Origin of the sequence: Montanilutibacter psychrotolerans (assembly GCF_003719825.1) — a bacterium.
Classification (GTDB): Bacteria; Pseudomonadota; Gammaproteobacteria; order Xanthomonadales; family Xanthomonadaceae; genus Montanilutibacter; species Montanilutibacter psychrotolerans.
The window spans coordinates 14,714-40,073 of the sequence record NZ_RIBS01000011.1; the positions used below are offsets into that span (position 1 = coordinate 14,714).

The following is a 25,360-nucleotide window of genomic DNA, read 5'->3' on the forward strand; positions in this document are numbered from 1 at the left end:
GTCGGGACATCGCACGCGGCGGAGAACCGCCGGGCAACGGCGCTCGCCAGCAGGACGCCGGGCCGCGTGCCCCTGGCCAACGGCCCGAGGCGGCGGCATACACTCGCCCGACCGGGCCGACGACGGCCGCCATTGCCTCTACCGCCATGTCCACGCGAGCACGCAAGACCGCCCCCACCGGAACGCTGCTGTACGCCCAGTCAGGTGGCGTCACGGCCGTCATCAATGCCACCGCCTCGGCGGTGATCGAGACCGCCCGCGCGCGCAAGGTGCGCGTGCTGGCGGCCCGCAACGGCATCCTGGGCGCGCTGCGCGAAGAGCTGATCGACACCGGCAAGGAGTCCGCCGCCGCGATCCGCGCGCTGGCGCACACGCCGGGCGGCGCGTTCGGCTCGTGTCGGGTCAAGCTCAAGTCGCTCGAGGAAGACCGCGCGAAGTACGAGCGCCTGCTCGAGGTGTTCCGCGCCCACGACGTGCGCTACTTCCTCTACAACGGCGGCAACGATTCGGCCGACACCGCGCTCAAGGTGTCGCGCCTGGCCGCCGAGTTCGACTATCCGTTGACCTGCATCGGCGTGCCCAAGACGGTCGACAACGATCTCGCGGTCACCGACTGCTGTCCCGGTTTCGGTTCGGCGGCCAAGTACACCGCGGTGTCGGTGCGCGAGGCTGCGCTGGATGTCGCCGCGATGGCGGACACGTCCACCAAGGTGTTCGTGTACGAGGCGATGGGACGCCACGCCGGCTGGCTGGCGGCAGCGGCCGGGTTGGCCGGACAGTCCCTCGATGACGCACCGCACATCATCCTGTTCCCCGAGCGGGTCTACGACGAGGCGGCATTCTTTGCCAAGGTCAAGGCAACCGTCGAACGCGTGGGCTATTGCGTCGTGGTCGCCTCGGAGGGCATCCGCAGCGCCGATGGCGGTTTCGTCGCCGACGCCGGTGCCGGCAAGGATTCGTTTGGCCACACCCAGTTGGGCGGGGTCGCCTCGCACCTGGCCGGGCGGGTCAAGGATGCGCTGGGCTACAAGGTGCACTGGACCCTGCCGGACTACTTGCAACGTTCGGCCCGGCACCTGGCGTCGAAGACCGATCTCGAACAGGCACTGGCAGTGGGTCGCAAGGCGGTGGAGTTCGCGTTGGCCGGCATGAATTCGGTGATGCCGGTGATCGTGCGCACGGCCGATGCGCCCTATCGATGGAAGATCGAGGCGGCGCCCCTGACCAAGGTCGCCAATCACGAGAAGACGATGCCGGCCAGCTTCATCCGCAAGGACGGCTTCGGCATCACCCCGGCGGCCCGCCGCTATCTCGAGCCCCTCGTGCGCGGCGAAGCGCCGCCACCGTTCGGCCGGGACGGCCTGCCCAAGTACGTCGTGCTGAAGAACCAGGCGGTTCGCAAGCGGCTGCCGGACTGGATCGGCTGAAACGAGAGCCGGCGCACGCGCCTCTCGCGCGGCCGCTTGGCAGATTGCCGGCGCTGGGCTAGCGTGGCCGCGCGCTCAGGGGGGCGCCCACCATGCTACGCAGCAGTCTCGTCGTGTTCGCGGCGTTGGCCACCGCCAACGCCTTGTCCCAGGTCGCGCCCGCACCTGCACCGGCTGCCGCCACGGCATTGCCGGGATCATCGCCCGCGCCCACCGCGGTCGGTACCACCGGCGACGTCGGCGCAGTCACGTCTTGCGCACCGGCGAGCTGTCGGCTGGCCGACGGCCAACGCGTCGAACTCGAGATCGGTGAAACGCTCAACTCCGCACTACACAAACGCGGCGAGCGTTTCCCACTGATCCTGGCGACAGCGCTGCGCGTCGATGGCCATGAGGTGGTCCCCGCAGGAACCCGCGGGGTCGGCGAGATCGTGCACGCGGCGCGTTCGCGCGGCGGCGGGGCCGCGGGAGAACTGCTGATCGCCGCACGCTATCTGGAACTCGACGGCCAGCAGCTGCCGCTGCGCGGACTCAGTTACGGCCAGTCCGGACAAAGCCGGACCAACGGTGCGGCCGCTGCGGCGATCGTGGCCGGGCCGTTCGCGTTGTTCATCCGCGGACGCGAGATCGAGATTCCAGTCGGGACACGCGTACAAGCCAAGCTCGCGGGCGACGTCCACCTGCCACCGCGGAACCCGACGGGCATCGATCGCGCCACCAACGCACCACCGGCGGCGTTACCCATCGACGGCTCCGGCATCGCGCCCTGACGCCCGGCACCGACGCCCCATCCGGCGCCTCATCGCTAACCCCATCCCGAACTTCATCCGTTTCCCATCCCGGCTGCATCAATCGCGGCCCTTTCAACCGGAGTAGTACCGATGCGCAAGCTGATCTGCCGTTCGACCCTGATGCTGGCTCTGCTGCCGGCCGCCGCGTTCGCACAGGACGCGGCCACCACCACCGCGACCGCCAGCACCACCGAAGCGGCCGCGCCGGCTGTCGACGCCATGCCTGCTGCGCCTACCGAGGCAGCGGCGGCGTTCAACCCGCTGATCGGTGCACCGCCGGCCGGCAAGGGCCTGGTCGTGTTCTTCCGTCCCTCGAAGATGGTCGGCGCCGCGATGGGCATCAAGATCACCGAAGGCGAAACCGAGCTGGGCAAGTTGCGCAACGGCAAGTACCTGGTGTTGGAAACCGCGCCGGGCGCGCACGTTTTCGGCGATGACCTCAACCTCGAGGTCGAGTCGGGCGAGACCTATTACGTGCAGGCCTCGATGTCGATGGGCGTCATGTCCGGTCGAAAGAACCTCGCCCCGTCCGATCAGGCCACGTTCGACGGCCTGGCCGGCAAGCTGAAGAAGGACAACTGATCGAACCAACTGGAACGCCCCGCACGGGGCGTTCCATCGGCGTTTCTCCGCGGCGTCCTGATCCGATCACGCTTTGCGTTTGGAGAGTTCGTGACGCGGCGGAATACCGCCGGTCGCCGCCCAGGCCGCTCCAGGGCCGATTCCGGATCCGCCGCCGGCCGCACAGGGCGAAGGGCGAACCGGAAGCACCACCGACGTATGGCAAGGATCATTCCGGGACCGGATGTCCCGGAGCCCAATCACGACCGACAGACAAGAATCCAGCCCATGACCAGACACTCGCTCCTCCTCTCCGCCGCACTCCTGTCGGTGCTTGCGGTTTCCGATGCCGCGGCCGGCCGCAACCAGGGTGCTGGCGCGGTGGCAGGCGGCAACACCTCCGGCGGCAACGTCCAGCTCGAGCACTGCGACGCGCCGATGGGCACGCTGGCGGTGGTTGAGGACACCAATGGCGACTGGTACCAGTACCTCACCAGCGACCTGCGCCTGCCTTCGACGGTCCCGCTGCTGCGCATGCTGATCCAGCAGTCCAATTGTTTCGTGGTGGTCGAACGCGGCCGCGCGATGAACAACATGATGGGCGAACGCGCGCTTCAGGAAAGCGGCGAGATGCGCTCGGGCAGCAACTTCGGCCGCGGCCAGATGGTCGCCGCCGACTACACGATGAACCCGACGATCCAGTTTTCGACCAGCAACGCCGGCGGCATCGGCGGCTTTCTCAGCAACTTCGGCAGCAACGCACGCATCGCCGGCGCGCTGCTGGGTGGGCTGAAGTTCAAGAAGGCCTCGACCATGCTGACGCTCATCGACAACCGCTCCGGCGTGCAGCTTGCCGCGGCCGAGGGCGAAGGCCGCAAGACCGACTTCGGCATCGGCGGCTTCGGCGGTTCCGGCGGGCTGGGCGGCTACACCAACACGCCCGAAGGCAAGGTGCTCGGCGCCGCGTTTGCCGACGCGTACAACAAGATGGTCGTGGCGCTGCGCAGCTACAAGGCGCAGAACGTCGAAGGCGGCCTGGGCAAGGGCGGCAAGCTCGACGTCGGCAACTGAACCACTCGTTCGCCACACGCAGACGCCCGGCTTATGCCGGGCGTTTTCGTTCGGGGCGGTCTCGTTGCGGGCGACCCATCGCCCCATGCATCGACCGCGCGGAAGCGGCCTTGTGCACGATGGTCACGCGATAACGCACGGGGATCGAACGACGCAGCAAGAACGCCACGGTCAACGGCCTGCCAATCGGCTCAGCGCGCGCAGGCCTCGCCTTCGACCGACATCTGCGCTGCGTACACCGGCACCGCGGCAATGCGATCCTGCCTGGCGGCCTGCAGCGACTCTTCCAGGTACAGGCGCGCGCGGCCCTGGGCGTCGAGCGCCGGCGGTGCTGCACCGGGCTTGCGCCAGACCTTCACCACCGCCTGCAACGACGGGCACGCGGCACTGGGCACGCGCAGCACATCGTTGAAGATCCAGCCATCGGCCACCGACGGCTTTGCCTTGGCAGCGTCGACAAAGCGCGCGCGTGGTCGGCAGTTCGCGCTGGTGCGGATCACCGCGAACCGGTACGGCTCGGCCGCCTCACCGGTGAACACGCCCTCGATGCGTGCGCAGGCCTCGGGGATCGTGCGCAGCGAATGGGCCGCACCGTTGGCCTGGGGTGCCACCGCGGAACGCTGGACCTCCGGCGGCGGATCGCCCGCGGCAACCGACACGCACGGCGCGACCACCATCGCGGCAACCAGAACCTTGAGCAGGGCCAGGCGCATCGGCGCTCTCCTGTAGTCGAATCGACGCGCAGGCTGGCACGTCAGCGCTGAACCCCGGTTCACGCCCGATGCCGCGCGACTTGCCGGCGCCACTGTCCTCATTCCGATGGGCACTGTCGCCACAAGCCGGACGGCAATGCGGCGGGCGCCGCAACGCGATGACGATCACGCATCCGATGCCGGCCTCGCAGCCAACCCGGGCGTCAACGCACGCTCGGGTTTCCGGCGTTTCAGGCGGTGTGCCATAGTCGGGTCGCTGCCCTGTCCCCCACTGTCCAGGGCAGCCACCATCGAAACAGATCAATCCGTTGTCCCGTGATTTCCACTCTGGGGAGGGGTTCATGCTGGAGCAGTACGGTTTGCACTTGGCGCTGGTCTGCGCCGTTATCGCGATCCTTTACGGGATCTTCTCGGCGCGCTGGATCAGCGCGCAGCCCGCCGGCAACGAACGCATGCAGGAGATCGCCGGCGCGATCCAGGAAGGCGCCCGCGCCTACCTCAACCGCCAATACACCACCATCGCCGTCGCCGGCGCCGTGCTGTTCGTGCTGATCGGCTTCTTCCTCAACTGGCCCACCGCGATCGGCTTCCTGATCGGCGCGGTGCTGTCGGGCGCGGCCGGCTACATCGGCATGAACGTCTCGGTGCGCGCCAACGTGCGCACCGCCGAGGCAGCGCGAAAGGGCATGGGCCCGGCGATGGATGTCGCGTTTCGTGGCGGCGCGATCACCGGCATGCTGGTGGTTGGACTGGGCCTGCTCGGCGTGGCCGGCTACTGGCTGACACTGAACCACATGGGCATCACCGGCGAGCACGCGTTGCACGCGTTGGTGGGCCTGGCGTTCGGTTCCTCGCTGATCTCGATCTTCGCCCGTCTCGGCGGCGGCATCTTCACCAAGGGCGCCGACGTCGGTGCCGACCTGGTGGGCAAAGTCGAGGCCGGCATTCCCGAAGACGATCCGCGCAATCCGGCGGTGATCGCCGACAACGTCGGTGACAACGTCGGCGACTGCGCCGGCATGGCCGCCGACCTGTTCGAAACCTACGCGGTCACCATCATCGCCACGATGCTGCTGGGTGGCCTGATGGCGGCCGAGGCCGGGCACAACGCGGTGCTGTACCCGCTGGTGCTGGGCGGCGTGTCGATCATCGCCTCGATCATCGGCGCGTTCTTCGTCAAGGTGAAGGAAGGCGGCTCGATCATGGGCGCGCTGTACAAGGGCGTGATCGTGTCGGCGGTGTTGGCTGCCATCGCGTTCTACCCGATCACCACCGAGTTGATGGCCGACAACAGCTTCGGCGCGATGAACCTGTACTGGTGCGCGTTGATCGGCCTGGTGCTGACCGGCGCGATCGTGTGGATCACCGAGTACTACACCGGCACGCAGTTCAAGCCGGTGCGGCACATCGCGGCGGCGTCAACGACCGGACACGGCACCAACATCATCGCCGGCCTGGGCGTATCGATGAAGTCGACCGCGCTGCCGGTGATCGCGGTGTGCGCGGCGATCTGGGGCGCGCATGCGCTTGCCGGGCTGTACGGCATCGCGATCGCCGCCACGGCGATGCTGTCGATGGCGGGCATGATCGTCGCACTCGACGCCTACGGCCCCATCACCGACAACGCTGGCGGCATCGCCGAGATGGCCGAGCTTCCGCCCGAGGTGCGCAACGTCACCGACCCGCTGGATGCGGTCGGCAACACCACCAAGGCGGTGACCAAGGGCTATGCGATCGGTTCGGCGGCGCTGGCCGCGCTGGTGCTGTTCGCCGACTACACGCACAACCTCTCGGCCAACAACGGCGGCGCGACGCTCGCGTTCGACCTGTCCGACCACGAGGTGATCATTGGCCTGCTGATCGGCGGCCTGATCCCGTATCTGTTCGGCGCGATGGCCATGGAGGCGGTGGGTCGAGCGGCTGGCGCGGTGGTGGAGGAAGTGCGCCGTCAGTTCCGCGACATCCCCGGCATCATGGAAGGCACCGGCAAGCCGCAGTACGACAAGGCCGTCGACATGCTGACCAAGTCGGCGATCAAGGAAATGATCGTGCCGTCGTTGCTGCCGGTCGCGGTGCCCGTGGTCGTCGGTCTGTTGCTGGGGCCGAAGGCACTGGGCGGTTTGCTGATCGGCACCATCGTCACCGGCCTGTTCGTGGCGATCTCGATGACCACCGGCGGCGGTGCGTGGGACAACGCCAAGAAGTACATCGAAGACGGTCACCACGGCGGCAAGGGATCGGAAGCGCACAAGGCCGCGGTTACCGGCGATACCGTCGGCGACCCGTACAAGGACACCGCGGGCCCGGCGATCAATCCGCTGATCAAGATCATCAACATCGTGGCACTGCTGATGGTGCCGCTGCTGTAGCACCCACGTCCCGCAGCACGCGAACGGCGGCCTCGGCCGCCGTTCGCGTTTTCGGCATCCCTGCCGCAGCGCCCAGTCCTCGTCGCCCTGTCCTCGCGTGCGCTCCGGCACACCGATGCAGCGCGGGGCGGTCGCCGGAACGTGCACTACGGATCGAACAGATCCAGTAGCGCCAGGCCGTGCTCGTGGCAGTGGCGTCGGTACTCCTGCCATTGCGAGTCCGCATTCGCGCGACCCCGCACGCCCCCATCCGGGCCGAGGAATTCCACCTCGCCCATGACGATCACCAGGGCGGTCAGGGGTTCGTCGCCGACGATCTTCCAGGCGTCGGTGTTGCCGGGCGGCTCGCACTCGTAGTCGCCCGGCCCGAAGATCTCGCCGGTAGACAGCTGGCGACTGCCGCTCAGGTGGTAGGCGTGGGTCGCACCGATGTGCCGGTGCAGCGGCATCTCCACGCCGGGTTCCATCCGCAGCAGTTCGACGAAGCCGCGGTTGTCGCGGAAAAAGCGCAGCGGCATCGACGATTTGCCCGGGGTGGTCGCGGGTATCCACGGCAACCGCCCGCCTTGGGCGAGGCGCGCGGGAAGGTAGCGCGCCACGGCGGACATGCCATCGTTCATACCGGTCTCGACGACGTTCGTGCTTTGGCCTGGATCCGGCGTCGTCGCTCCTGGCGCAATGCCGGGCGCGTTCAAGCGGCCACCGCCTGCAGGTAGCGCGCAAACGACGCGTCCACGGCCTCGCGTCCGCCGCCGATGATGTTGCGTCCCCAGGTGTAGCCGTAGACGTCGGAGAACGCATAGCCATCCAGTAGCGACTTCATGTGCTGCACGTCGCGGGGCCGCATCGGGATGTAGTTCGGGTAGCTGTACATGAAGGTGACGTGGCGTCGATCGAGCACTACCTGCAGTGCATCGCCGGGAAACAGCGCACCGCCGCGCGGAGCATCGCGCCAATGAATCGCGGTGCTGCCCGCGAAGTGCCCGCCGCAACGAAGCAGCGTGACCGAGTCGGAAAGCCTGAGCACATCGCCGCTCCAGAACCGGATCAGCGGTGACGGTCGGAACACCCACTCGCGGTCGGCTTCGTGCAGCAGGATCGGCACGCCGCCCAGGGCCTGGCTCCACTCCACCATCGAGGCGTAGAAGTGCGGATGCGAAATGGCGATGTAGTCCACGCCACCGCGCGCCTTCAATGCCGCAACGGCCTCGTCGGTCACCAGGCTCAGGCATTCCCAGAGGATGTTGCCGGCATCGGTGGGCAACAGGATCGCCCGCTGGTTGATCGCGAAACCGGGCGACAGGCCGATCCCGAGCACGCCCTGGTCGTCCTCGATCCGCAGCGTGTGCCGATCGGCCAGGGCCGCATGGGTGGTCCACGTCTGGCCGTTCCAGCCGACGTACTGGCGCTCGTCCTGGCAGACCGGGCAAAGCGTCGGGGGCGTGGGGACATCCGCGTATTGGGTGCCGCAGGTTTCACAGATCGGGAAGGACATGGCCGTGCCTCGGGTTGCCGGGTTGGAGTCGTCGTTGCTGGCCGGGAGCGGCGATGGCGCCTGACCGTGGGCACAGGCTAGGCGTACTCTGGCTCCTTGTTTGAGCCAGCTGATGGGGAACCAATGGAGCCAGTTTTTCCGTTCGACCTGACCCTGTCGGGCCCGGGCACGCTGACCCGATCGCTGCACCATCAGTTGCGCGCCGCCATCCTCGACGGCCGGCTGGGCCCAGGCACGGCGCTGCCGGCCACCCGGCGGGTCGCGGCCGCGCTGGGCATCGCCCGCAACACCGTGGTCACCGCGTACGACCTGCTGATCGCCGAGGGTTACGCGATACCGCGCAAGGGCGCGAAAGCCGTGGTCGCCGAACTGTCCGGGCGGCGCACGGCCCCGCCGCCGGCCCGGCAATCGGGTTTCGACGACTCGCGTCTCAACGCGCTGTGGCGGACGCCGCTGTTGCATCCCGAGCCCGGCCGCGCCCTGCCCGAACGTAGTTTCCGGCTGGGCGTGCCCGACCACCGCCATTTCCCCCACGACACCTGGCGCCGGCTGTCCGCGCAATCGCTGCGCGCCTGGTCGCGGACCGGGTTCGGATACGCCGGGTCAGAAGGCATTCCGGCCCTGCGCGAGGCAATCGCCGCGCACGTCGCGTTCTCGCGAGCCGTGGCGTGCAAGGCGGACAACGTGGTGGTGACGTCCGGCGCCCAGCAGGCGTTCGATCTGCTCGCGCGCCTGCTCGTCACCGCCGGTCGCACGCGGGTGGCGGTCGAGGAGCCCGGCTACCCGCCGGTGCGCGCCGCGTTCGCCGCCGCCGGCGCGCAGCTGGTGCCGATCCCGGTGGACGAGGAGGGCCTGTGCGTGGACCGGCTGGACAGCGACATCCGCGTCATCAGCGTCACGCCGTCCCACCAGTCGCCCACCGGCGTGGCGCTGTCGCTGCGACGCCGCGCGGCGCTGCTGGCGTTCGCGCGCCGCCACGGCGCGGTGGTGATCGAGGACGACTACGACGGCGAGTTCCGCTTCGGCGGCCGTCCGCTGGACGCCTTGCAGACGCTCGACCGGGACGCGCTGGTGTTCTACGTCGGCACCTTCTCCAAGAGCCTGTTCCCCTCGCTGCGCAAGGGTTTCGTGGTTTCGCCCGGCTGGGCGCGCGAGGCGCTGGTCACGGTCAAGCACTGCGCCGATTCGCACAGCGACACGATCACCCAGGCGGTGCTCGCCGCCTTCATCCGCGACGGCCACCTGGCGCGGCACGTGCGGCGCATGCGGTCGATCTACTCCGTACGCCGCGGGGCATTGCTCGAGGGCCTGCACCGCGAGCTGGGCCCGTGGCTGGAGCCGATCCCTTCAGAAGCGGGTCTGCACCTGGCCGCGCGCATCCGCGACCCCGCGCTGGCGCCCGCGATCGTCGCCGCGATGCGCCGGCACGCCCCGGGCGCACAGTCGATTGCCGAGTACGCGATGGCGCCGCCCGAACGCCCGGCGGTGACGTTCGGGTATGGCGTGATCGACGCCGACGATATTCCCGCGGCGCTGGCGGGCTTTCGCCGCGCGTTGCTGGGGTGAGTTCGGGCTCGCGCCTGCCCTGGCCTCGGCGGCCGATCGCCCGGTTTCGGCACCCCTGCTGCGCCGCAGCAGCCGGCCGCGTAAAATGCCCGGCTTTCCCCCGCCCGGTCCACCTCGGACCCGGCCAACAGCTTCGGAGTCAGCAATGGGCCTGGACCTCGTCCCCACCGGCAAGAACCCGCCGGATGAGATCAACGTCATCATCGAAATCCCCAAGGACGCCGAGCCGGTCAAGTACGAGGTCGACAAGACCTCCGGCGCAATCTTCGTCGATCGCATCCTCTCCACCCCGATGCGCTACCCGTGCAACTACGGCTACGTGCCGCACACCCTGTGCGGTGACGGCGATCCGGCCGACGTGCTGGTGATCCTGCCGCTGCCGCTGATCCCCGGCTCGGTGATCCGCTGCCGTCCGGTGGGCGTGCTGAAGATGAGCGACGAGGCCGGCGGCGACGAAAAGCTGCTCGCCGTGCCGATCGACAAGGTGTTCGCCGGCTACAGCCACATCGACGACATCACCAAGGTCAGCCCGCACTGGCTGGAGCGCATTGGCCACTTCTTCGAGCACTACAAGGATCTCGAGAAGGGCAAGTGGGTCAAGCTCGACGGCTGGGGCGACGTCGCCGAAGCCAAGGCCGTGCTCGTCGACGCGATGAAGCGTTACGAGTCCAGCACCGACAAGCCCAACTTCTGATGACCGTCGCGGCCGGGGATTCCCGGCCGACGCCGCCATCCACCAGGCCGCCTTCGGGCGGCCTGGTCGTTTTGGAAGCGGGTGCCGGGCGCGACCGCGACGTGGTTGCAATCGTCCGCTATCGCCGGCTCACGCCAGCGACTCAAAGCCCGGCGACTTTGGCCGCGCGCGCCGCGGTGGGCTCGATCTGCGGCCAGACGCGCTGGAGTTCGCCGGCATGCTTGCGCACCACCTCGGCTTCCTCGCGCGTGGGTGCCGTCTCGGGCAATCCGCCCGGTTCGAGTGGACGGTCCCAGCCGTAGTCCAGCGCCAGGCACAGCCGCGCGATCTCACCCGACGGGTTGGCCAGGAAATCGGCGTGCCGCAGCACTCGCCAGCGATTCGGCGACAGCGCCTGCAGGTCGTCCAGCAGCACCTGGGTCGCGGCTTGCCATTGCCTGCCCACGATCTCGCCCAGCGGCTTGCCGGACAGTTCGCGCCAGCCCGGTGTCAGCGCCAGCGACCAGTACGGCCGCGGCCAGCCCGGGAGACCCAGGTAGGTGCGAAAGCGCCCGGATTCCCAGGCCAGCAGCATGTTGGCCAGTACCTCGCGCGGATCGCGGTAGAGGTAGATGAAATGCGCATCGGGAAACGCGCGCGCCAGGAACGGGATGCGCAACGCGTTCTTGGGCATCTTGTCGAGCAGGCGCCACGGACGTTGGGTGGGTGCCACGCCGTCGCGATCGCGCGCCGACTCGGCAAGGCGCGCGTACAGCGCGGCGCGCACATCGGCGGTGGCATCGCTGCCATCCAGGCGGTTGGATTCGTAGCGACGATCGCGGACGTGCAGCCCGGGAATGTCCTCGATCAGCTGGTGCGCGGCCGCACCGACGGTGAACACCTCCGGGGCGCGCATCAACGTGTCGAACAACTGATCGGCGCCCGCGCGCGGCGAGGCAACGATGAACACCGGGCGGTCGAATCGGGCCGCGTCCAGGCGGACCGGCCCATCGTGCGTCTGCGCTTGCATGGAAAACCTCAGGCGTTGTCGCCGATGGCGCGCTGCTGGGCAGCATGGGTGGAAGCGCCGGCGGTCGCACCGGTGACGGCGAACTTGGCGATGATGGTCATCATCGCGGCGAACCAGCGGATCTCGTTCTTCAGCAGCAACGGCTGGCTCGGCGCGCGCACCGCCTCGACGAACTGGGTGAGTGCCTCGCGATAGTGCGCGTGGCCTTCGTCGCGCTCGCCGTACTCGAACCACAGCCCCTGCCAGGTGCGCGCGAACCGCATCGACAGCGCGCGCACGGGACCGGCCGCCGGGTGGGCGATGAGGTCGTTGAAAAGCAACCCGAGATGGGCATTGAGCTCCCACGGGGTCATCACCACCGGCACATTGACGCGCTCGCACGGGAACGCGTCGATGCGTCCGGGTTCGGGCGCCAACGCCTGCACGGGCCAGCCGCTGCGCGGCGCATCGTGCGGTCGGCCACGGGCGACGTGTTCCCAGAAGCGGCCACCGCCGACGGTGTCGACCACCAGGTGCACGCGAGACTCGACCGCGTCGTTGAGCACGCGGTGCTGGCGCCAGGTATCGAAGATCCAGCATTCGCCGGCCGCCATGTTGATCGCGGCATCGCCGCACTCGAAGCGCACCGTGGGTTGCGTGACCACGGGCACGTGCACGCGCACGCGCTCGGTCCAGTAGTAGCCCTGGTCGGCATGGCGGGTGACTTCGGCATGCCCCGACAGGCGCATGAGCCGGCTGCGGCCGACGGTGGCGCCGAGGCTGGCGATCACTTGGCTCAGGTATGGGCAGCGCAGCAGCTCGGGCGTTGGCGACATCTCGCCAGCGAACGATTCGTTGGCCGGATCGCCACCACTGGCAACCAGCGGCAGCATCGAATTGCCGGCGAACCCTTGCGGGTGCGGGCGCCAGGGCCCCTCGCCCAACGCGGCGATCTCGGCGGCGAGCAGCGACGCATCGAACGTCAGCGGCAACTGGAGGAACGGCACCTGCAACTTCATCGAGCGACCCGGTCTGGAACCGGTCTCTATCGTACAGAAGCAGGCGATGGGGCTGGGACCCGCTCACGGGGCGACCCCACACCGGCGACGGGACACCGGCAGACAAAAAAACTGCGGCCCCTTTCGGGGCCGCAGTCGGACTACTCAGCGATCAATGGATCAGAAGCGCTGCTGGTACTTCAGGTACACGACGCGACCGATGTCGAAACCGCCGTAGTACGGGAAGGCGCTGTCCGGAGCGGTGAACATGATCGGACCCTGGTGGTCGAACACGTTGTTCGCGCCGATGGCGACCGTGGCATCCCACGGAGCCTTCCAGCTGAACTGCACGTCGTGGAACGTGTTGGAACCGGTGCGGCGCAGCGCGGCCGGCTCGTCGTTCGCGATGCGGTCCGGGTCATTGCACGGACGGTTGGTCACGCACTGCTCGGTCATGCCCGAGTAGTAACGCGCCATGTACGACACCGAGAAGTTGTTCTTCTCCCAGTTGACGCCCATGTTCGAACGAACGCGGAAGATGCCTTCGTCGCCGACGCGGCCGATGATGACGTCCTTGCCGGCGGCGTTCTGGCCCGCTTCGTCGTACTTGCTGGTGTACGAGGTCTGCCAGTCAAGCGACACCTTGCCGATCGAGAGCTCCGGCAGACGGTACTTCACGCCCAGGTCGTAACCTTCCGTCTCCATCTCGCCGAGGTTGGCCAGACCGTAGAACAGGCTGGAGATGTGACCGTCAGCCGCGCGCACGATACCGGCGCAGCGCGAGCTGTTGCCGAGCACGTAGCAGTCACGCAGGATGCGGTCGACGTCGTCCTGGATGATCATGTTCTCGATGGTGTACTTGTACCAGTCGAGCGAGATGTCCAGGCCCTGGACCCAACGCGGGCTCCACACGAGGCCGGCGGTGCGGCTCTTCGAGGTTTCCGGCAGCAGCGCCGGATTGGCGCCGTTGACGAACTGGTCCGGCGTCTGGCACGGGTAGGTCGTGCAGGGCACGAGGCCCTGGCCGAGCTGCACGTAGTTCAGCGGAACGCCAGCGCTGGTGCAGGCCGCGTTGCCGTTGACGCTGTTGACCGCACCGCTGCCGCACGGGTCGGTGTACGACTCGAAGCTGCTGCTGAGGCCGCCGTACAGGTCGTCGATCGTCGGCGCGCGGAAGCCTTCAGCGAAGGTGCCGCGGACCAGCAGTTCGTCGAGCGGACGCCAGGTGAAGCCGAACTTGCCGTTGGTGGTGTCACCGAAGTTGCTGTAGTCGGAGTAGCGACCGGCAACGTTGACGGTCAGCTCCTTCGCGAACGGCATGTCGGCCAGGATCGGGATGTTGAGCTCGAGGTAGAACTCGTCCAGCGAGTACTCGCCCTGGGTGGTCTTCGAACCCAGGCCGGTGCTTTCGCCCGACTGGCGGAAGGCGTCCGGAGCGAAGCGACCACGCTCCTGGCGGTGCTCGTAGCCGAACGCAACGCCGAGGTCACCGGCGGGCAGCTCGAACAGCGTACCGGCCATGTTGGCGGTGTAGCTGGTGGTGCGGGTGTAGCCGGTATCGGTGTAGTACGGGAACAGGAACGCCTGCAGATCCGGATCCGACAGCGAGCCCGGGCCGTCGACGCCGTGCGGCAGCAACGGGTTCCACGGACGGCACTTGTCGAGGGCGATCGGGCTGGCGACCGTACCGCACTGGGCGATGCCGTCGGCATTGATGAACGACGGGCCCAGGGCGCGGCGCGAAGCGATCAGGCTGGCATCGCCGTGCTGGGACTTGGTCACGTTGTTGCGGTTCATCAGCGCGCCGACGTCCCAATCCCACGCGTTGCCGGCCAGCTCGAAGAAGCCGCTGAGGCCACCGGCGAAGCGGTAGGTCTCAAGCTCGCTCTTGGTGGTGCGCGGCACTTCCCACAGGCGGCGACGGAACGTCAGAGCGGTACCCGGGGTCGGGTTGAACGCGCTGTCGGCCGAAAGCGGCGTGCCGAAGCTGCCCGACTGGTACGGGTAGCCGGCGCTCTGCTGGTCGGTGCTGCGGTGGTTGTACAGAACGTCCGCGTTGAACTTGATGTTCTCGGTGACGTCGTAGTTCGCGTTGGCGAACACCGAACGACGCTCGAGGCCCGTCGTCAGCAGCATCTGCTCGTTGGCGTTGGCGTTCTTGTCCGCGGTGTGCAGGATGTAGTCGGCGCGAACGGTCGGGTTGCCGCCCGGACGCAGGGTCCACCAGCGGGCAGCCGAGGACGGCGAGCACGGGTCGCAGAACGAACCGTTCTGGCTGACCGGGCTCGAGCCCGAACCCGGGTAGTCCGGACCGGCATTGCCGGCGGCGCTGAAATCGCGGTCGCGGGCAAACACCGGATCCTGCTTGTAGTACTCGACGGCGAGGGTCATGCCGCCGCGCTCGCCATTGGAGCCGGTGACGAACGAGAACTGCTGCGTCTCGCCGTCGCCTTCGCTGTACTGGCCGACGTAGGCGGTGGCTTCAGCACCTTCGAAGCGCTTGCGGGTGATCACGTTGACCACGCCGGCGATCGCGTCGGAACCGTAGATGGCCGAGGCGCCGTCCTTCAGCACTTCGACGCGGTCGATGGCCGACATCGGGATCTGGCTGAGGTCCTGCAGGCCGCTGGTGGTAGCGCCAAGACGCTTGCCGTTCATCAGGATCAGGGTGCGCGCGGCGCCCAGATTGCGGATGTCGATGTAGTAACCGCCGGTGTTTTCGCCGGAGGAAAGCGCTTCGGAGCGCGAGATCTGCGGCGAACCAGCCGAGGTCAGGTTCTGCAGGACGTCTGCAACCGACGTGAAGCCCTGCTTCTCGATCTCCTGACGGGTCAGGGTGATGATCGGCTGCTGGGTCTCCATCTGGGTGCCGCGAATACGCGAACCGGTGACTTCGATACGGTCGAGCGTGGCGGTGTCCTGCGCCGCCGGAGCGGTCTCCTGCGCGCCGGCAATCACCGGCACCAGTGCGATGGCGATGCTGGCGGGCAACAGGCCATGCCGGATCGCGCTACGCGAACTGCGATAAGTCATCTATCTCTCTCCAGAAATACGTTATGAGCGTGTTAAAACGCCCAGCAAAACTACGTTCCGGAACGCAGCACTGCTTTGCGTCCGCCCGCTGCTGGCTTTGCCGCATGTGGCGGGAGACCCGTCGAACGCTTGGGCGCACTGAGCGCGGCGCGGAAGTTCGAGGCCGACATGCCGTGACGGGCACGGAACGCGCGAGCGAAGCTGCAGCAGTTGTCGAAGCCGCTGGCGGCGGCCACTTCACCGATCATCATCGAGGTGCTGCGAAGCAACTCGGCGGCGTGATCCAGGCGCATGCGCGCAGCGGCGGCCTGCGGGCTTTCCTCATAGAGCGAATGGAACGTCTTGGAGAAGTACCAGCTCGAGAAGCTGGTCAGTTCGGCCAGTTCGCTGATGCGCACGACGCGGTCGCAGTTGCCTTCCAGGTACAGGCGCGCACGCTGCAGACGACCGAACACCTGGCGCTTGCGGGTGCGCGAGCGCCCCGGGCAACGCGGGATGCGCGCGGAGATCTCGCGCTGCACGGCCGCCAGGTGCAGCAGCAGCGGGCGCAGGGCCTGGTCTTCGATGCCACCGTTGACGCCGGTCTGCCGCGTCGTCGCCTCGCGCCACAGGCGCAGGGCGATGCGGGCGTCGTGGCGCGACATGCTGCCGCGGCCGGCGTACAGGCCGCAGTCGGCGAAGCGCGACAGCGCGCGCAGTGCGGAGACGTCGAGCGTCAGGCCGATGGCCAGGCCATCGCGGTCGGCCTGCAGGTGCGGACGGGAATCGCGGTCCAGCGCGATCCAGTCACCCCGCCGCATGCGGAACCGACCTTCCTTGGCTTCGATCCAGGAGCTGCCACGCAGCTGCAGCCAGATCGAGAATCGCGTTCCATTGAGTTGTGCGCTGGCAAGACGCGACACCGCGACACAGGAGGTCTGCGACTCGCCGTCCGTTGCGTCCAGCTGCAGCAGCTGCCCGCGGTCCGCCCAAAAGGTGTTTTGCATGGATCCCCCCGATCGTTTGCCGAAACTGGCGGGGCGATTTGCCTACATCGACAGGGAGCCATCAGGAAGGTCTGGGGAGGCTTTGCCGAAATCGTCGCGAATACGCATGCGAAAAAGTTACGAAGAATATTTACTCGGCCAATCAAGCACTTGCCGCCTGTCACTCCGCTGAAACACGACGCCGGCCGCTTCCATTCGGCCTCCTGTCGCCGGCACGAAAGCGCGAAACGTGACGCACGCCTCATCGTTGCGCGCCCTGAACTGCGAGTTTGGGCGGCTACCTCCCCGCCCCCCATGTCGACACGGCGCATTGGCGGACGATCGCGGGCGCGTGGGCGGCGGCGATTTGCCGGGCCGTCGACTGCCGACCGCGAAAGAACCGGCGCCGCCCGGTTCGGCCACCCCGCTCCCACCTCCGGCGATGCCATCGCACCTCGCCACCGCCCCGGGGCGCGTCGCACGATCAGTCACACACCTGGGTCGGCGTCCGGGCTCGGGCGGAGGTGATGTCAACGCCGCAATCGCGGCCCAGCGGTAACGACAAACCCTGCCGGCGGCAGGACCGGCGGAGCGGCGTCGGAGGGGAACACGCACATCGCCAGTGGCTGGCGATCGGATGACCCCGCGAAACGGGGCCCGACGGCTTACTTGAACCAGCCCGGCACCAGCGTGCGAGGCTCGGCCGGCAAGGGCATGAAGGCGATGTCGGTTCCGTCCTCGACGGTCAGCGACAGGTACATGCTCCGGGTGCGGGAATCCAGGCTGAAACCGTTGGTGCTGGCCAGTCGATCGGCGACCAGGCAACGCTTCTTCGCGACCTGGCCGTCGGCCAGGCCGATCTCGCTGAGCATGCTCAGGCAACCGGGCACCTGGTCCAGGTAGACCAACCCGCCCTCATTGCCCAGCGCCCAGGTCTGGAAACTCCACGGCGCCGGCGCTCTGTCATCGAGACGGCGCACGCTGCCCGGCGACAGGGACAAGTCGACCTGCCACAAGCCGGCCGCCGACAGCCGCGTGAACAAGGTGCGGCCACGCTGGGCGTCGACGCGCACCATCGACACGTCGTCGATCGCCGCCAACTGGCGCCACGGCGTGGTGCTGCGGTCGTAGAGCACCAGTTTCGGGCGCCCGTCGTCGTTGCCGGCCAGCACCAGCATCCGTGAGGGATCGGGCAGATAGGACGCCTGCAGGAGGTTCGCGCGCGGAACCGGCAGAATCGTGACCTGTCCGTTCGACGGCATCACCTCGTGCACGCCGAAGCGGCCCGCGCGATCGCTGCCCACCACCAGCAGGCGCTGGCTGTCGGCCGACCATTCCGGGATGCGCCGCGTTTCCGGGTGGATGCCCTCGATCTGGCGCAGGGTTTCCGGATGCTCCAGATCGGCCCACCACAGCCCGAACTTGCCGGAGCGATCCGACGTGAAAGCCAGCTGGCGCCCGTCCGGTGCCACCGCCGGCTGCGTGTCGCGACCGGACGACGCAAACAGGTGCTCGCGCGCCGGCTCGCCGGTGTGCTTGCCCGACAGCAGTTCGGTGCGGTCGATGCGGAAGATTCCGTACAGCGGCCGTCGCCGCACGAACGCCATGACGCCGGCCTTGCCCGCGATCGCCGGACTCTGCGCATCGTCCAGGCCCAGGTCGCGCACTTCCCGCGAGGCCATGTCCAGTCGATACAGGCGGGTTTCGCTGTCGATGCGCCGCCCGAACACGATGCCGTCGCCGTCCGGCAGCCAGTCCCAGCCGCGCAGTTCGGCGCTTTGCCTGGTCAACGCCTCGGCCTTGCCGCCAGCGGCGGGGATCCGCCACAGGTCGCCCAGTTGCGGATTGCGCACGAACACCAGCCAACGTCCGTCCGGCGAGTAGCGCGGCATGTGGTCGTAGCTTGCGCGCGCGCCGTCGTATTTCAGCTCGCGGAAAGTACCGCTGGCCAGATCGAGCACCTGCAGGCCGGTCGGCCCGCGCGAGGTCTGCATGCTGCCGAACACCAGGCCCTTTCCATCGGGCGTCCACGCAAAGCTGAAGAACTCGTTGCGCAGGCAACCGGCGACCGTGCGTTCGGCGCCGCCGTTGGATGCGGCAATCACCACCTGGCATTGCGCCTCCGGTCCGGCCCGCACGAACGCGATCTCGCGCCCGTCCGGCGACCAGGCGGGCAATCGCTCGGAGACGCCGGGGCGCAGCGTGGCAAGCGGGCGCGGCTGCGACTGGTCGGTGGCCTGCACCATGATCGCGGTGTCGAATCCGCCCGGCTGGGTGGCCGCGTACGCAATCATCGAGCCGTCCGGCGAAAGCGTCGGCGACAACTCGAATCCCGGTGACGACGTGATCAGCCGGTACGGCCGATCAGGACCAGAAGGCTGCTTCAACCAGGTCGTGCGCGGCGCCGCGGCAGGCTCGGCACGCGGCTCGCGCAGCACCAGCACCAGCACCAGGGCGGACACCGCCAACAGCGCAACAGCGGTCACCAGAAACCGTTCGAGTGGCGCGACGCGCAGGCGCGGCCGGGTGCGTGTGGCGATGGTGTCCAGCGCGGCACTCGCGACGGCCACGGCGTCGGGGCGGTGTGCCGAGGGCGACGTCGACCGCGACGGATCGTCCGTGCCGACATCGGTCGCCGATTCGTGGGTGTATTCCGCCGTGGATGCGGCGACGGTCGTCGATTCGCCCAACCACTCGACAGACACCAGCAGGCGATAGCCGTTCTTGGCGATGGTTTCGATGTAGCGCGGGTCGGTACCGGGAGTCGCGCGCGCCTCGCCGAACGCCTTGCGCAGCTGGGTCACCGCCTGGGTAACCACGTCGTTGGTCGGCAAGGTATCGGGCCACACCGCCGCAAGCAGCGCATCGCGACCGACCACCTTGCCGGCGTTGCTTGCCAGCACCTCCAGCACCGCGATCGCCTTGGGCGTGACGCGCCGCGCACGCCGTGCGCCCGTTGCACGTATCTCGCGCAGCGACAGATCGACCTCGCAATCGCCCACGCGCAACCGCCCTGAGGGCAGCGAAGGCGGGGGGAAATCGGGGCGGAAGCTCATCGGCGGCGAAGTCTGGTGACGGATCTGCGGGTCGTCATGTGCCGGAAGCCTCGCCAGAAGCCAGACGACACACTCCGCAAAGGATGACGGCGACCTGTGGCAGGCGCGATCGAGGACGACATTCTACGGTGGTCGGGATCGCCCGCACTGAACGGCAGCGGCAAACCTCTCTCTCTCTTCCTCCGCAGAGCGTCCCCCCGGACGCCCTGTATTCGCGCCTTCGGGCGCGTTTTTTTTGCCCGCGAAACGCGGTGTTCCGGGGGCGGCCTGGCTGAACGGCCCCATCGAATTTTCGAGTTGATTTCTTCTGGCGATTCTGCTTGGCAGCCGGCGTTCGCCTCTCGCCAGGACGAGAACACGCCGACCCGCCGCGATGCCACGGACCCTCGCCTGCACCCGGCTTCGCGCCGGGGCGCGCCTCAGCCGAGGTTGTCGCGCTGCTGCCGCAGGATGCTCAGGCCGATCAGGCGCGACACCACCGCCGCGATATAGCCCACGCCGGCGAACTGCTCCAGCATCACCAGCACGCGCGCCGGCGCATTGATCGGCAGGATGTCGCCGATGCCGACCCCGGACAGGGTGGTGAAGCTCAGGTACAGCAGTTCGATCCAGCGTCGCGGCCGCTCCGGGTGCACCAGACCGGTGAAGCTGTCGGGGTACCAGGCCTGGCAGACGAAGTAGGCATAGGCGAAGCCCCACGCCAGCAGGGTGAACGTCGCACCGGCCGCGAACAGTTCGTCGGCGGTGACCCGGTGGTCATGCAGCATGTACGAGATCAGGCCGCCGGCCGCGTAGAAGTACAGCGCGGCCTCCAGCACCGAAGACCAGGCCAGCACGCGTGGCATGTCGAAGGCGATGGCGATCAGCGACAGGCTGATCGCCGGCAACGCCAGGGCCCACGCGATCCAGTTCACCGACGGACTGCGTCGCACCACCCACACCGCCAGTGGCACCACAACCAGCGCGACCGCGCCGAACAGCACGCGGCCGCGCGGCGTGTCGTCCATCAGCGGGTACAGCAGCAGGCTCAGCAGCTGCGCGCCCAGCAACAGCGCCGACGGGTGTCGGCGCAGCATTGCCCCCCACCGAAGGAACGGAAACCGTGGCTCGGTCATGTCGGTGTTCTCGTGGACTGGGGCGATGACGATGCGAGTGTGCATCGTCCAGGGCGGAGGAACGAGTGACGAACGGACAGGCGCGGCGGGGCGGACACGCGCCGCCCCCAACCACGCCTCCCCGCGAGCTGCCGGCCTCAGGCCTTGTGGTAGACCTCGGCGCCGGCCGCGCGGAACTCGGCCGACTTTTCCGCCATGCCTTCCTCGATCGCCGCCGCATCGTCCAGGCCATGTTCGGCGGCAAACTCGCGCACGTCCTGGGTGATCTTCATCGAGCAGAAATGCGGGCCGCACATCGAGCAGAAGTGCGCGCTCTTGTGCGCGTCCTTGGGCAGGGTTTCGTCGTGGTACTCGCGGGCACGCTCGGGGTCGAGACCGAGGTTGAACTGATCTTCCCAACGGAACTCGAATCGCGCCTTGCTCATCGCGTTGTCGCGCGCCTGCGCTCCCGGATGGCCCTTGGCCAGGTCGGCCGCATGCGCGGCGATCTTGTACGCCATGAGGCCTTCGCGCACGTCGTTCTTGTTTGGCAGGCCCAGGTGTTCCTTGGGTGTGACGTAGCAGAGCATCGCCGTACCGAACCAGCCGATCATCGCCGCGCCGATCGCGGAGGTGATGTGGTCGTAGCCAGGCGCGATGTCGGTGGTCAGTGGGCCGAGCGTGTAGAACGGCGCCTCGCCACAGACCTCGAGCTGCTTGTCCATGTTTTCCTTGATCAGCTGCATCGGCACGTGGCCGGGGCCTTCGATCATGGTCTGCACGTCGTGCTTCCAAGCGATCTTGGTCAGCTCGCCCAGCGTCTCCAGCTCGCCGAACTGCGCGGCATCGTTGGCATCGGCGATCGAGCCCGGACGCAGGCCGTCACCCAGCGAGAAGGCCACGTCGTAGGCCTTCATGATCTCGCAGATGTCCTCGAAGTGCGTGTAGAGGAAGTTTTCCTTGTGGTGCGCCAGGCACCACTTGGCGAGGATCGAACCGCCGCGCGAGACGATGCCGGTGACGCGCTTTGCGGTCAGCGGTACATAGCGCAACAACACGCCGGCGTGGATGGTGAAGTAGTCGACGCCCTGCTCGGCCTGCTCGATCAGCGTGTCGCGGAAGATTTCCCAGGTCAGCTCTTCGGCGCGACCGTCGACCTTCTCGAGGGCCTGGTAGATCGGCACCGTGCCAATCGGGACCGGGCTGTTGCGGATGATCCACTCGCGGGTCTCGTGGATGTGCTTGCCGGTGGACAGGTCCATGACCGTGTCGCCACCCCAGCGCATCGACCACACCAGCTTCTCGACCTCCTCGGCGATGCCCGACGACACGGCGGAGTTGCCGATGTTCGCGTTGACCTTGGTGAGGAAGTTGCGGCCGATGATCATCGGCTCGCTTTCGGGGTGGTTGATGTTGTTGGGAATGATCGCCCGGCCGCGGGCAACCTCATCGCGCACGAACTCGGGCGTGATGATCTTCTGGATGTTCGCGCCGTAGCTCTCGCCCGGATGCTGGCGCAGCAGGTGCGCCTCGCGGATCGCATCGAGCCGCTGGTTCTCGCGGATGGCGATGAACTCCATCTCGGGCGTGACGATGCCCTTTCGCGCGTAGTGCATCTGGGTGACGTTGGCGCCGGCGATCGCGCGGCGCGGCTGCGGCCGGTTGCCGAAGCGCACGTGCGCCAGCTTGGGGTCGTGCTCGCGCTGGCGGCCGAATTCGGACGACAGGCCGTCGAGCAGTTCCGTGTCGCCGCGCTCGGCAATCCACGCCGCGCGCAACGGCTTGAGGCCGCGCGCGAGATCGATCTCGACGGTGGGGTCGGTGTAGGGGCCGGAGCAGTCGTACACCGCCAGCGCCGCGTTGTCCTCGCCACCGAAGATCGTCGGCGTGCGCGCCAGCTCGATCTCGCGCATCGGCACCAGCAGGTCCGGGCGCGAGCCTTGCACGTGGATCTTGCGAGAGCCGGGGATGGGCCGGACGACGTCGGCCGACAGGCGATCGGCTTCTTGCAACAGCTCGGAGGGCACAGCGTTCATGGTCTTCGTCCTGTGGGGCGCCTGCTGGCGCACGGGTCGGCTTGGACGAAGCGGCGGCGCGCGGGCGGCAGGGCCGCACCGGCGAAGCTTCCCTACGGCGGTTGGGGAGGCGACATGAGGCCGTCGCGGCTCCTTACGTGCATCAGGTTCGAAGGGTCTGTCTCAACCACCGGCGGCCTGGCCGCGGCGGTACCCCCGCTTCGGCGCGCATTTGACCATGGCCGACGCCCCACAGCCAGTCGCGGTCGTCGGCACGCGCGCGGATCGCCTTCACGCGACGCCCGTTTCGCGCATTTTTCGCTTGTGCAAGCGCGATGCAGCGAGGCGCGGATCAAGGCGTGAAAGGGTTTTCGAAAAATTATTTGACAGTCGCGCAAACGCCATGCTCATCTCGACCGCATGACGCAGCGCAACAACCACCCGCAGACCTTCCAGCTCATGCCGACCGGCGTGACGGTCGCGAACGGTCTCGCGCTCGCGGCCCTCGTACTCGTACTCATTAACCTTATTACCGTCCTTACAGGCGCGGGGTTCGGGTACGTGTAGCTGAAACGCACAAACCCAGGTAACAAGAACCTGAACCCCGCGCCCGAAAAGGCGCGGGGTTTTTGTTTTTGCGGCCTGGGTTCCTCACCACAAGGGACACAGATCGTGAGAAGCAATGCCATCAAGGCAGGCCCCGCCCGCGCCCCCGCACGCGCCATGCTGCGTGCGACAGGGCTGGACGATGCCGCCATCGCCCGGCCGCTGGTCGCGGTGATCCACACCTGGACCGACGTTTCGCCGTGCAACCTGACCTTGCGCGAGCTGGCCCAGCACGCGCGCGCCGGCGTTCTGGCCGGCGGCGGAACGCCGATCGAGTTCAACACCATCGCCGTTACCGACGGCATCGCGATGGGCAGCGACGGCATGCGTGCCTCGCTGGCATCGCGCGAAACCATCGCCGATTCGATCGAGCTGGCCGTCAACGGCCATTGCCTCGACGCGATGGTGCTGCTGGTCGGCTGCGACAAGACCATCCCGGCCGCGGCCATGGCCGCCGCGCGCCTGGATATCCCGACGGTGATCCTCTACGGCGGGACGATCCTGCCCGGACACTGCCCAAGCGCGAACGCCGGCGCCACGGGCAACCAGGACAGCAAGCCGCTGACCGTGCAGGACGTGTTCGAAGCGGTCGGCGCGCACTCGGCCGGACGCATCGACGACGCTCAGCTGCACCGCATCGAAAGCCACGCCTGCCCTGGCGCAGGCGCCTGCGGTGGCCAGTTCACCGCCAACACCATGGCAATGGTGCTGACCTTCCTGGGCCTGTCGCCGCTGCAGCTCAACGACATCCCGGCGGTCCACGCCGACAAGCCCGCCGCGGCACGTGCCTGCGGCGAACTGGTCATGCAGCGTCTGCGCGACGGCGGTCCAACCCCGCGCGCACTGCTGAGCCACGCGGCGCTGCGCAACGCCGCGCGCGCGGTGTCGGCCACCGCCGGTTCGACCAATGCCGCGTTGCACCTGCTGGCGATCGCACACGAAGCCGGCGTGGAATTCGGCCTGGAGGAGTTCGAGGCCGCGGCCAGTACGCCGGTGATCGCCGACCTGAAGCCGGGCGGGCGCTACACGGCGGCAGAAATGTTCACGTTCGGCGGCACCGCGCTGGTGGCGCACGAACTGCGCGCGGCCGGACTGATCGACGACGTTGCGACGGTCACCGGCCGCAGTTTCTTCAGGGAGCTGGACGCCCTCCCCGCGACCGGGCCACAGGACGTGGTCCGCCCGGTCGCGGACCCGCTCAAGCCCAGCGGCGGCTTCTCGATCCTGTACGGCGAGCTCGCCCCGGAAGGTTGCATCGTCAAGCTGGCCGGTCACGGCCGCACGCACTTCGAAGGCCCGGCACGGGTGTTCGACTCGGAAGAGGACGCGTTCGCTGCCGTGCAGTCGCGGTGCGTGCAGGCGGGCGACGTGGTGGTGATCCGCTTCGAAGGCCCGGCCGGCGGCCCCGGCATGCGCGAAATGCTCGCCGTTACCGCCGCGCTGGTTGGGCAGGGCCTCGGCAACGACGTCGCCTTGATGACCGACGGCCGCTTCAGCGGTGCGACCCACGGTTTCATGGTCGGCCATGTGTCGCCCGAAGCCGCGCACGGCGGCCCGATTGCCCGCCTGCGCGACGGCGACCGCGTGCGCATCGACGTGGCCACGCGACGCATCGACGTCGACGCCGACCTCTCCGCGCGTACTCCACGCCGTATCGCCCCGCGCGTGACCACCGGCGTGCTGGCCAAGTACGCGCGCCTGGTGAGTTCGGCCTCGCTGGGTGCGGTGACCGCACCGGGCCCGCTCGATGCCGCGGCCACGCGCACCAGGGCGGCGGACCTGGCCGTGGAACTGATCGCATGAACGCGTGCGCCCGCGCCCTGCCCGCACCGTCGGCTACGGCCACCTTGCCGACGACGTCACCCGCCACCCCACGCCCGCGCGGGCCGGCCACTGCCGCACCCGGCCCTGCGCACTA

At 68.2% G+C, this 25,360-nt stretch carries 18 protein-coding genes; 8 read left to right on the top strand and 10 right to left on the bottom strand.

Annotation, left to right across the window (positions count from 1 at the left end):
• Positions 1 to 146: 146 nt before the first annotated feature.
• The 4 genes from EER27_RS15795 (at position 147) to EER27_RS15810 (ending at position 3,850) form a co-directional block, all read left to right on the top strand.
• The gene (locus EER27_RS15795; protein WP_123089107.1) at positions 147 to 1,427 is read left to right on the top strand and encodes a 6-phosphofructokinase; all 1,281 of its coding nucleotides are present in this window, start codon (positions 147 to 149) and stop codon (positions 1,425 to 1,427) included.
• A 92-nt stretch (positions 1,428 to 1,519) separates the two neighbouring features.
• On the top strand, positions 1,520 to 2,197 hold the full coding sequence (locus EER27_RS15800; protein ID WP_123089108.1) for a hypothetical protein: 678 nt from the start codon (positions 1,520 to 1,522) through the stop codon (positions 2,195 to 2,197).
• Positions 2,198 to 2,308: 111 nt separating this feature from the next.
• Positions 2,309 to 2,800: a DUF2846 domain-containing protein gene (locus tag EER27_RS15805; RefSeq protein WP_123089109.1), complete on the top strand. Its 492-nt coding sequence runs from the start codon at positions 2,309 to 2,311 to the stop codon at positions 2,798 to 2,800.
• A 267-nt stretch (positions 2,801 to 3,067) separates the two neighbouring features.
• On the top strand, positions 3,068 to 3,850 hold the full coding sequence (locus EER27_RS15810) for a CsgG/HfaB family protein (protein WP_123089110.1): 783 nt from the start codon (positions 3,068 to 3,070) through the stop codon (positions 3,848 to 3,850).
• Positions 3,851 to 4,041: 191 nt separating this feature from the next.
• Here the strand turns inward: EER27_RS15810 and EER27_RS15815 are convergent, their stop codons facing one another.
• Positions 4,042 to 4,527: a hypothetical protein gene (locus EER27_RS15815; protein ID WP_123089159.1), complete on the bottom strand. Its 486-nt coding sequence runs from the start codon at positions 4,525 to 4,527 to the stop codon at positions 4,042 to 4,044.
• 377 nt (positions 4,528 to 4,904) lie between these two features.
• Here EER27_RS15815 and EER27_RS15820 point away from each other — a divergent pair, with 377 nt between their 5' ends.
• Entirely contained in the window at positions 4,905 to 6,932 is a 2,028-nt protein-coding gene (locus tag EER27_RS15820; protein WP_123089111.1) for a sodium-translocating pyrophosphatase, read from the top strand.
• Between the two features lie 146 nt (positions 6,933 to 7,078).
• Here EER27_RS15820 and EER27_RS15825 read toward each other — a convergent pair whose 3' ends face one another.
• Both EER27_RS15825 and EER27_RS15830 read right to left on the bottom strand, forming a co-directional pair.
• Positions 7,079 to 7,540 (bottom strand): cupin domain-containing protein, encoded by a 462-nt coding sequence (locus EER27_RS15825; protein ID WP_223807376.1) that lies wholly within the window; start codon positions 7,538 to 7,540, stop codon positions 7,079 to 7,081.
• An 83-nt stretch (positions 7,541 to 7,623) separates the two neighbouring features.
• Positions 7,624 to 8,427 (bottom strand): MBL fold metallo-hydrolase, encoded by an 804-nt coding sequence (locus EER27_RS15830; protein WP_123089113.1) that lies wholly within the window; start codon positions 8,425 to 8,427, stop codon positions 7,624 to 7,626.
• Positions 8,428 to 8,550: 123 nt separating this feature from the next.
• Here EER27_RS15830 and pdxR point away from each other — a divergent pair, with 123 nt between their 5' ends.
• Both pdxR and ppa read left to right on the top strand, forming a co-directional pair.
• Entirely contained in the window at positions 8,551 to 9,993 is a 1,443-nt protein-coding gene (pdxR, locus tag EER27_RS15835; RefSeq protein ID WP_123089114.1) for a MocR-like pyridoxine biosynthesis transcription factor PdxR, read from the top strand.
• Positions 9,994 to 10,138: 145 nt separating this feature from the next.
• Positions 10,139 to 10,687, top strand: a complete 549-nt coding sequence (ppa, locus tag EER27_RS15840; RefSeq protein ID WP_123089115.1) for an inorganic diphosphatase — start codon at positions 10,139 to 10,141, stop codon at positions 10,685 to 10,687.
• Between the two features lie 142 nt (positions 10,688 to 10,829).
• Here ppa and EER27_RS17185 read toward each other — a convergent pair whose 3' ends face one another.
• From EER27_RS17185 to thiC, 7 genes are all read right to left on the bottom strand, one after another.
• Entirely contained in the window at positions 10,830 to 11,696 is an 867-nt protein-coding gene (locus EER27_RS17185; RefSeq protein ID WP_190285838.1) for a sulfotransferase family protein, read from the bottom strand.
• Positions 11,697 to 11,704: 8 nt separating this feature from the next.
• Entirely contained in the window at positions 11,705 to 12,694 is a 990-nt protein-coding gene (locus EER27_RS15850; RefSeq protein WP_123089116.1) for an aspartyl/asparaginyl beta-hydroxylase domain-containing protein, read from the bottom strand.
• 159 nt (positions 12,695 to 12,853) lie between these two features.
• A complete protein-coding gene (locus EER27_RS15855) occupies positions 12,854 to 15,706 on the bottom strand; it encodes a TonB-dependent receptor plug domain-containing protein (RefSeq protein ID WP_123089117.1) in 2,853 nt (950 codons plus the stop codon).
• Between the two features lie 50 nt (positions 15,707 to 15,756).
• Positions 15,757 to 16,692 (bottom strand): helix-turn-helix domain-containing protein, encoded by a 936-nt coding sequence (locus EER27_RS15860; RefSeq protein ID WP_123089118.1) that lies wholly within the window; start codon positions 16,690 to 16,692, stop codon positions 15,757 to 15,759.
• Positions 16,693 to 17,336: 644 nt separating this feature from the next.
• A complete protein-coding gene (locus EER27_RS15865) occupies positions 17,337 to 19,727 on the bottom strand; it encodes a winged helix-turn-helix domain-containing protein (protein WP_123089119.1) in 2,391 nt (796 codons plus the stop codon).
• A gap of 419 nt (positions 19,728 to 20,146) precedes the next feature.
• Positions 20,147 to 20,842 carry a potassium channel family protein gene (locus EER27_RS15870; RefSeq protein WP_123089161.1) on the bottom strand — a complete coding sequence of 232 codons (696 nt, stop codon included), beginning with the start codon at positions 20,840 to 20,842 and terminating at the stop codon, positions 20,147 to 20,149.
• A gap of 137 nt (positions 20,843 to 20,979) precedes the next feature.
• The gene (gene thiC, locus EER27_RS15875) at positions 20,980 to 22,857 is read right to left on the bottom strand and encodes a phosphomethylpyrimidine synthase ThiC (protein WP_123089120.1); all 1,878 of its coding nucleotides are present in this window, start codon (positions 22,855 to 22,857) and stop codon (positions 20,980 to 20,982) included.
• 651 nt (positions 22,858 to 23,508) lie between these two features.
• Between thiC and ilvD the strand changes: the two genes are divergently transcribed.
• A complete protein-coding gene (gene ilvD, locus EER27_RS15880; protein ID WP_123089121.1) occupies positions 23,509 to 25,245 on the top strand; it encodes a dihydroxy-acid dehydratase in 1,737 nt (578 codons plus the stop codon).
• The last annotated feature ends 115 nt before the right edge of the window (positions 25,246 to 25,360 follow it).

Excerpts from the sequence above, each read along its gene's own strand:
- thiC (WP_123089120.1), bottom strand. The coding sequence starts at position 22,857 with ATGAACGCTGTGCCCTCCGAGCTGTTGCAAGAAGCCGATCGCCTGTCG.
- EER27_RS15805 (WP_123089109.1), top strand. The coding sequence starts at position 2,309 with ATGCGCAAGCTGATCTGCCGTTCGACCCTGATGCTGGCTCTGCTGCCG.
- EER27_RS15855 (WP_123089117.1), bottom strand. The coding sequence starts at position 15,706 with ATGACTTATCGCAGTTCGCGTAGCGCGATCCGGCATGGCCTGTTGCCC.
- EER27_RS15860 (WP_123089118.1), bottom strand. The coding sequence starts at position 16,692 with ATGCAAAACACCTTTTGGGCGGACCGCGGGCAGCTGCTGCAGCTGGAC.
- EER27_RS17185 (WP_190285838.1), bottom strand. The coding sequence starts at position 11,696 with ATGCAAGCGCAGACGCACGATGGGCCGGTCCGCCTGGACGCGGCCCGA.
- EER27_RS15865 (WP_123089119.1), bottom strand. The coding sequence starts at position 19,727 with ATGAGCTTCCGCCCCGATTTCCCCCCGCCTTCGCTGCCCTCAGGGCGG.
- EER27_RS15815 (WP_123089159.1), bottom strand. The coding sequence starts at position 4,527 with ATGGTGGTCGCGCCGTGCGTGTCGGTTGCCGCGGGCGATCCGCCGCCG.
- EER27_RS15820 (WP_123089111.1), top strand. The coding sequence starts at position 4,905 with ATGCTGGAGCAGTACGGTTTGCACTTGGCGCTGGTCTGCGCCGTTATC.
- ppa (WP_123089115.1), top strand. The coding sequence starts at position 10,139 with ATGGGCCTGGACCTCGTCCCCACCGGCAAGAACCCGCCGGATGAGATC.
- EER27_RS15850 (WP_123089116.1), bottom strand. The coding sequence starts at position 12,694 with ATGAAGTTGCAGGTGCCGTTCCTCCAGTTGCCGCTGACGTTCGATGCG.
- EER27_RS15825 (WP_223807376.1), bottom strand. The coding sequence starts at position 7,540 with ATGTCCGCCGTGGCGCGCTACCTTCCCGCGCGCCTCGCCCAAGGCGGG.
- EER27_RS15800 (WP_123089108.1), top strand. The coding sequence starts at position 1,520 with ATGCTACGCAGCAGTCTCGTCGTGTTCGCGGCGTTGGCCACCGCCAAC.
- EER27_RS15795 (WP_123089107.1), top strand. The coding sequence starts at position 147 with ATGTCCACGCGAGCACGCAAGACCGCCCCCACCGGAACGCTGCTGTAC.
- EER27_RS15870 (WP_123089161.1), bottom strand. The coding sequence starts at position 20,842 with ATGACCGAGCCACGGTTTCCGTTCCTTCGGTGGGGGGCAATGCTGCGC.
- EER27_RS15830 (WP_123089113.1), bottom strand. The coding sequence starts at position 8,427 with ATGTCCTTCCCGATCTGTGAAACCTGCGGCACCCAATACGCGGATGTC.
- pdxR (WP_123089114.1), top strand. The coding sequence starts at position 8,551 with ATGGAGCCAGTTTTTCCGTTCGACCTGACCCTGTCGGGCCCGGGCACG.
- EER27_RS15810 (WP_123089110.1), top strand. The coding sequence starts at position 3,068 with ATGACCAGACACTCGCTCCTCCTCTCCGCCGCACTCCTGTCGGTGCTT.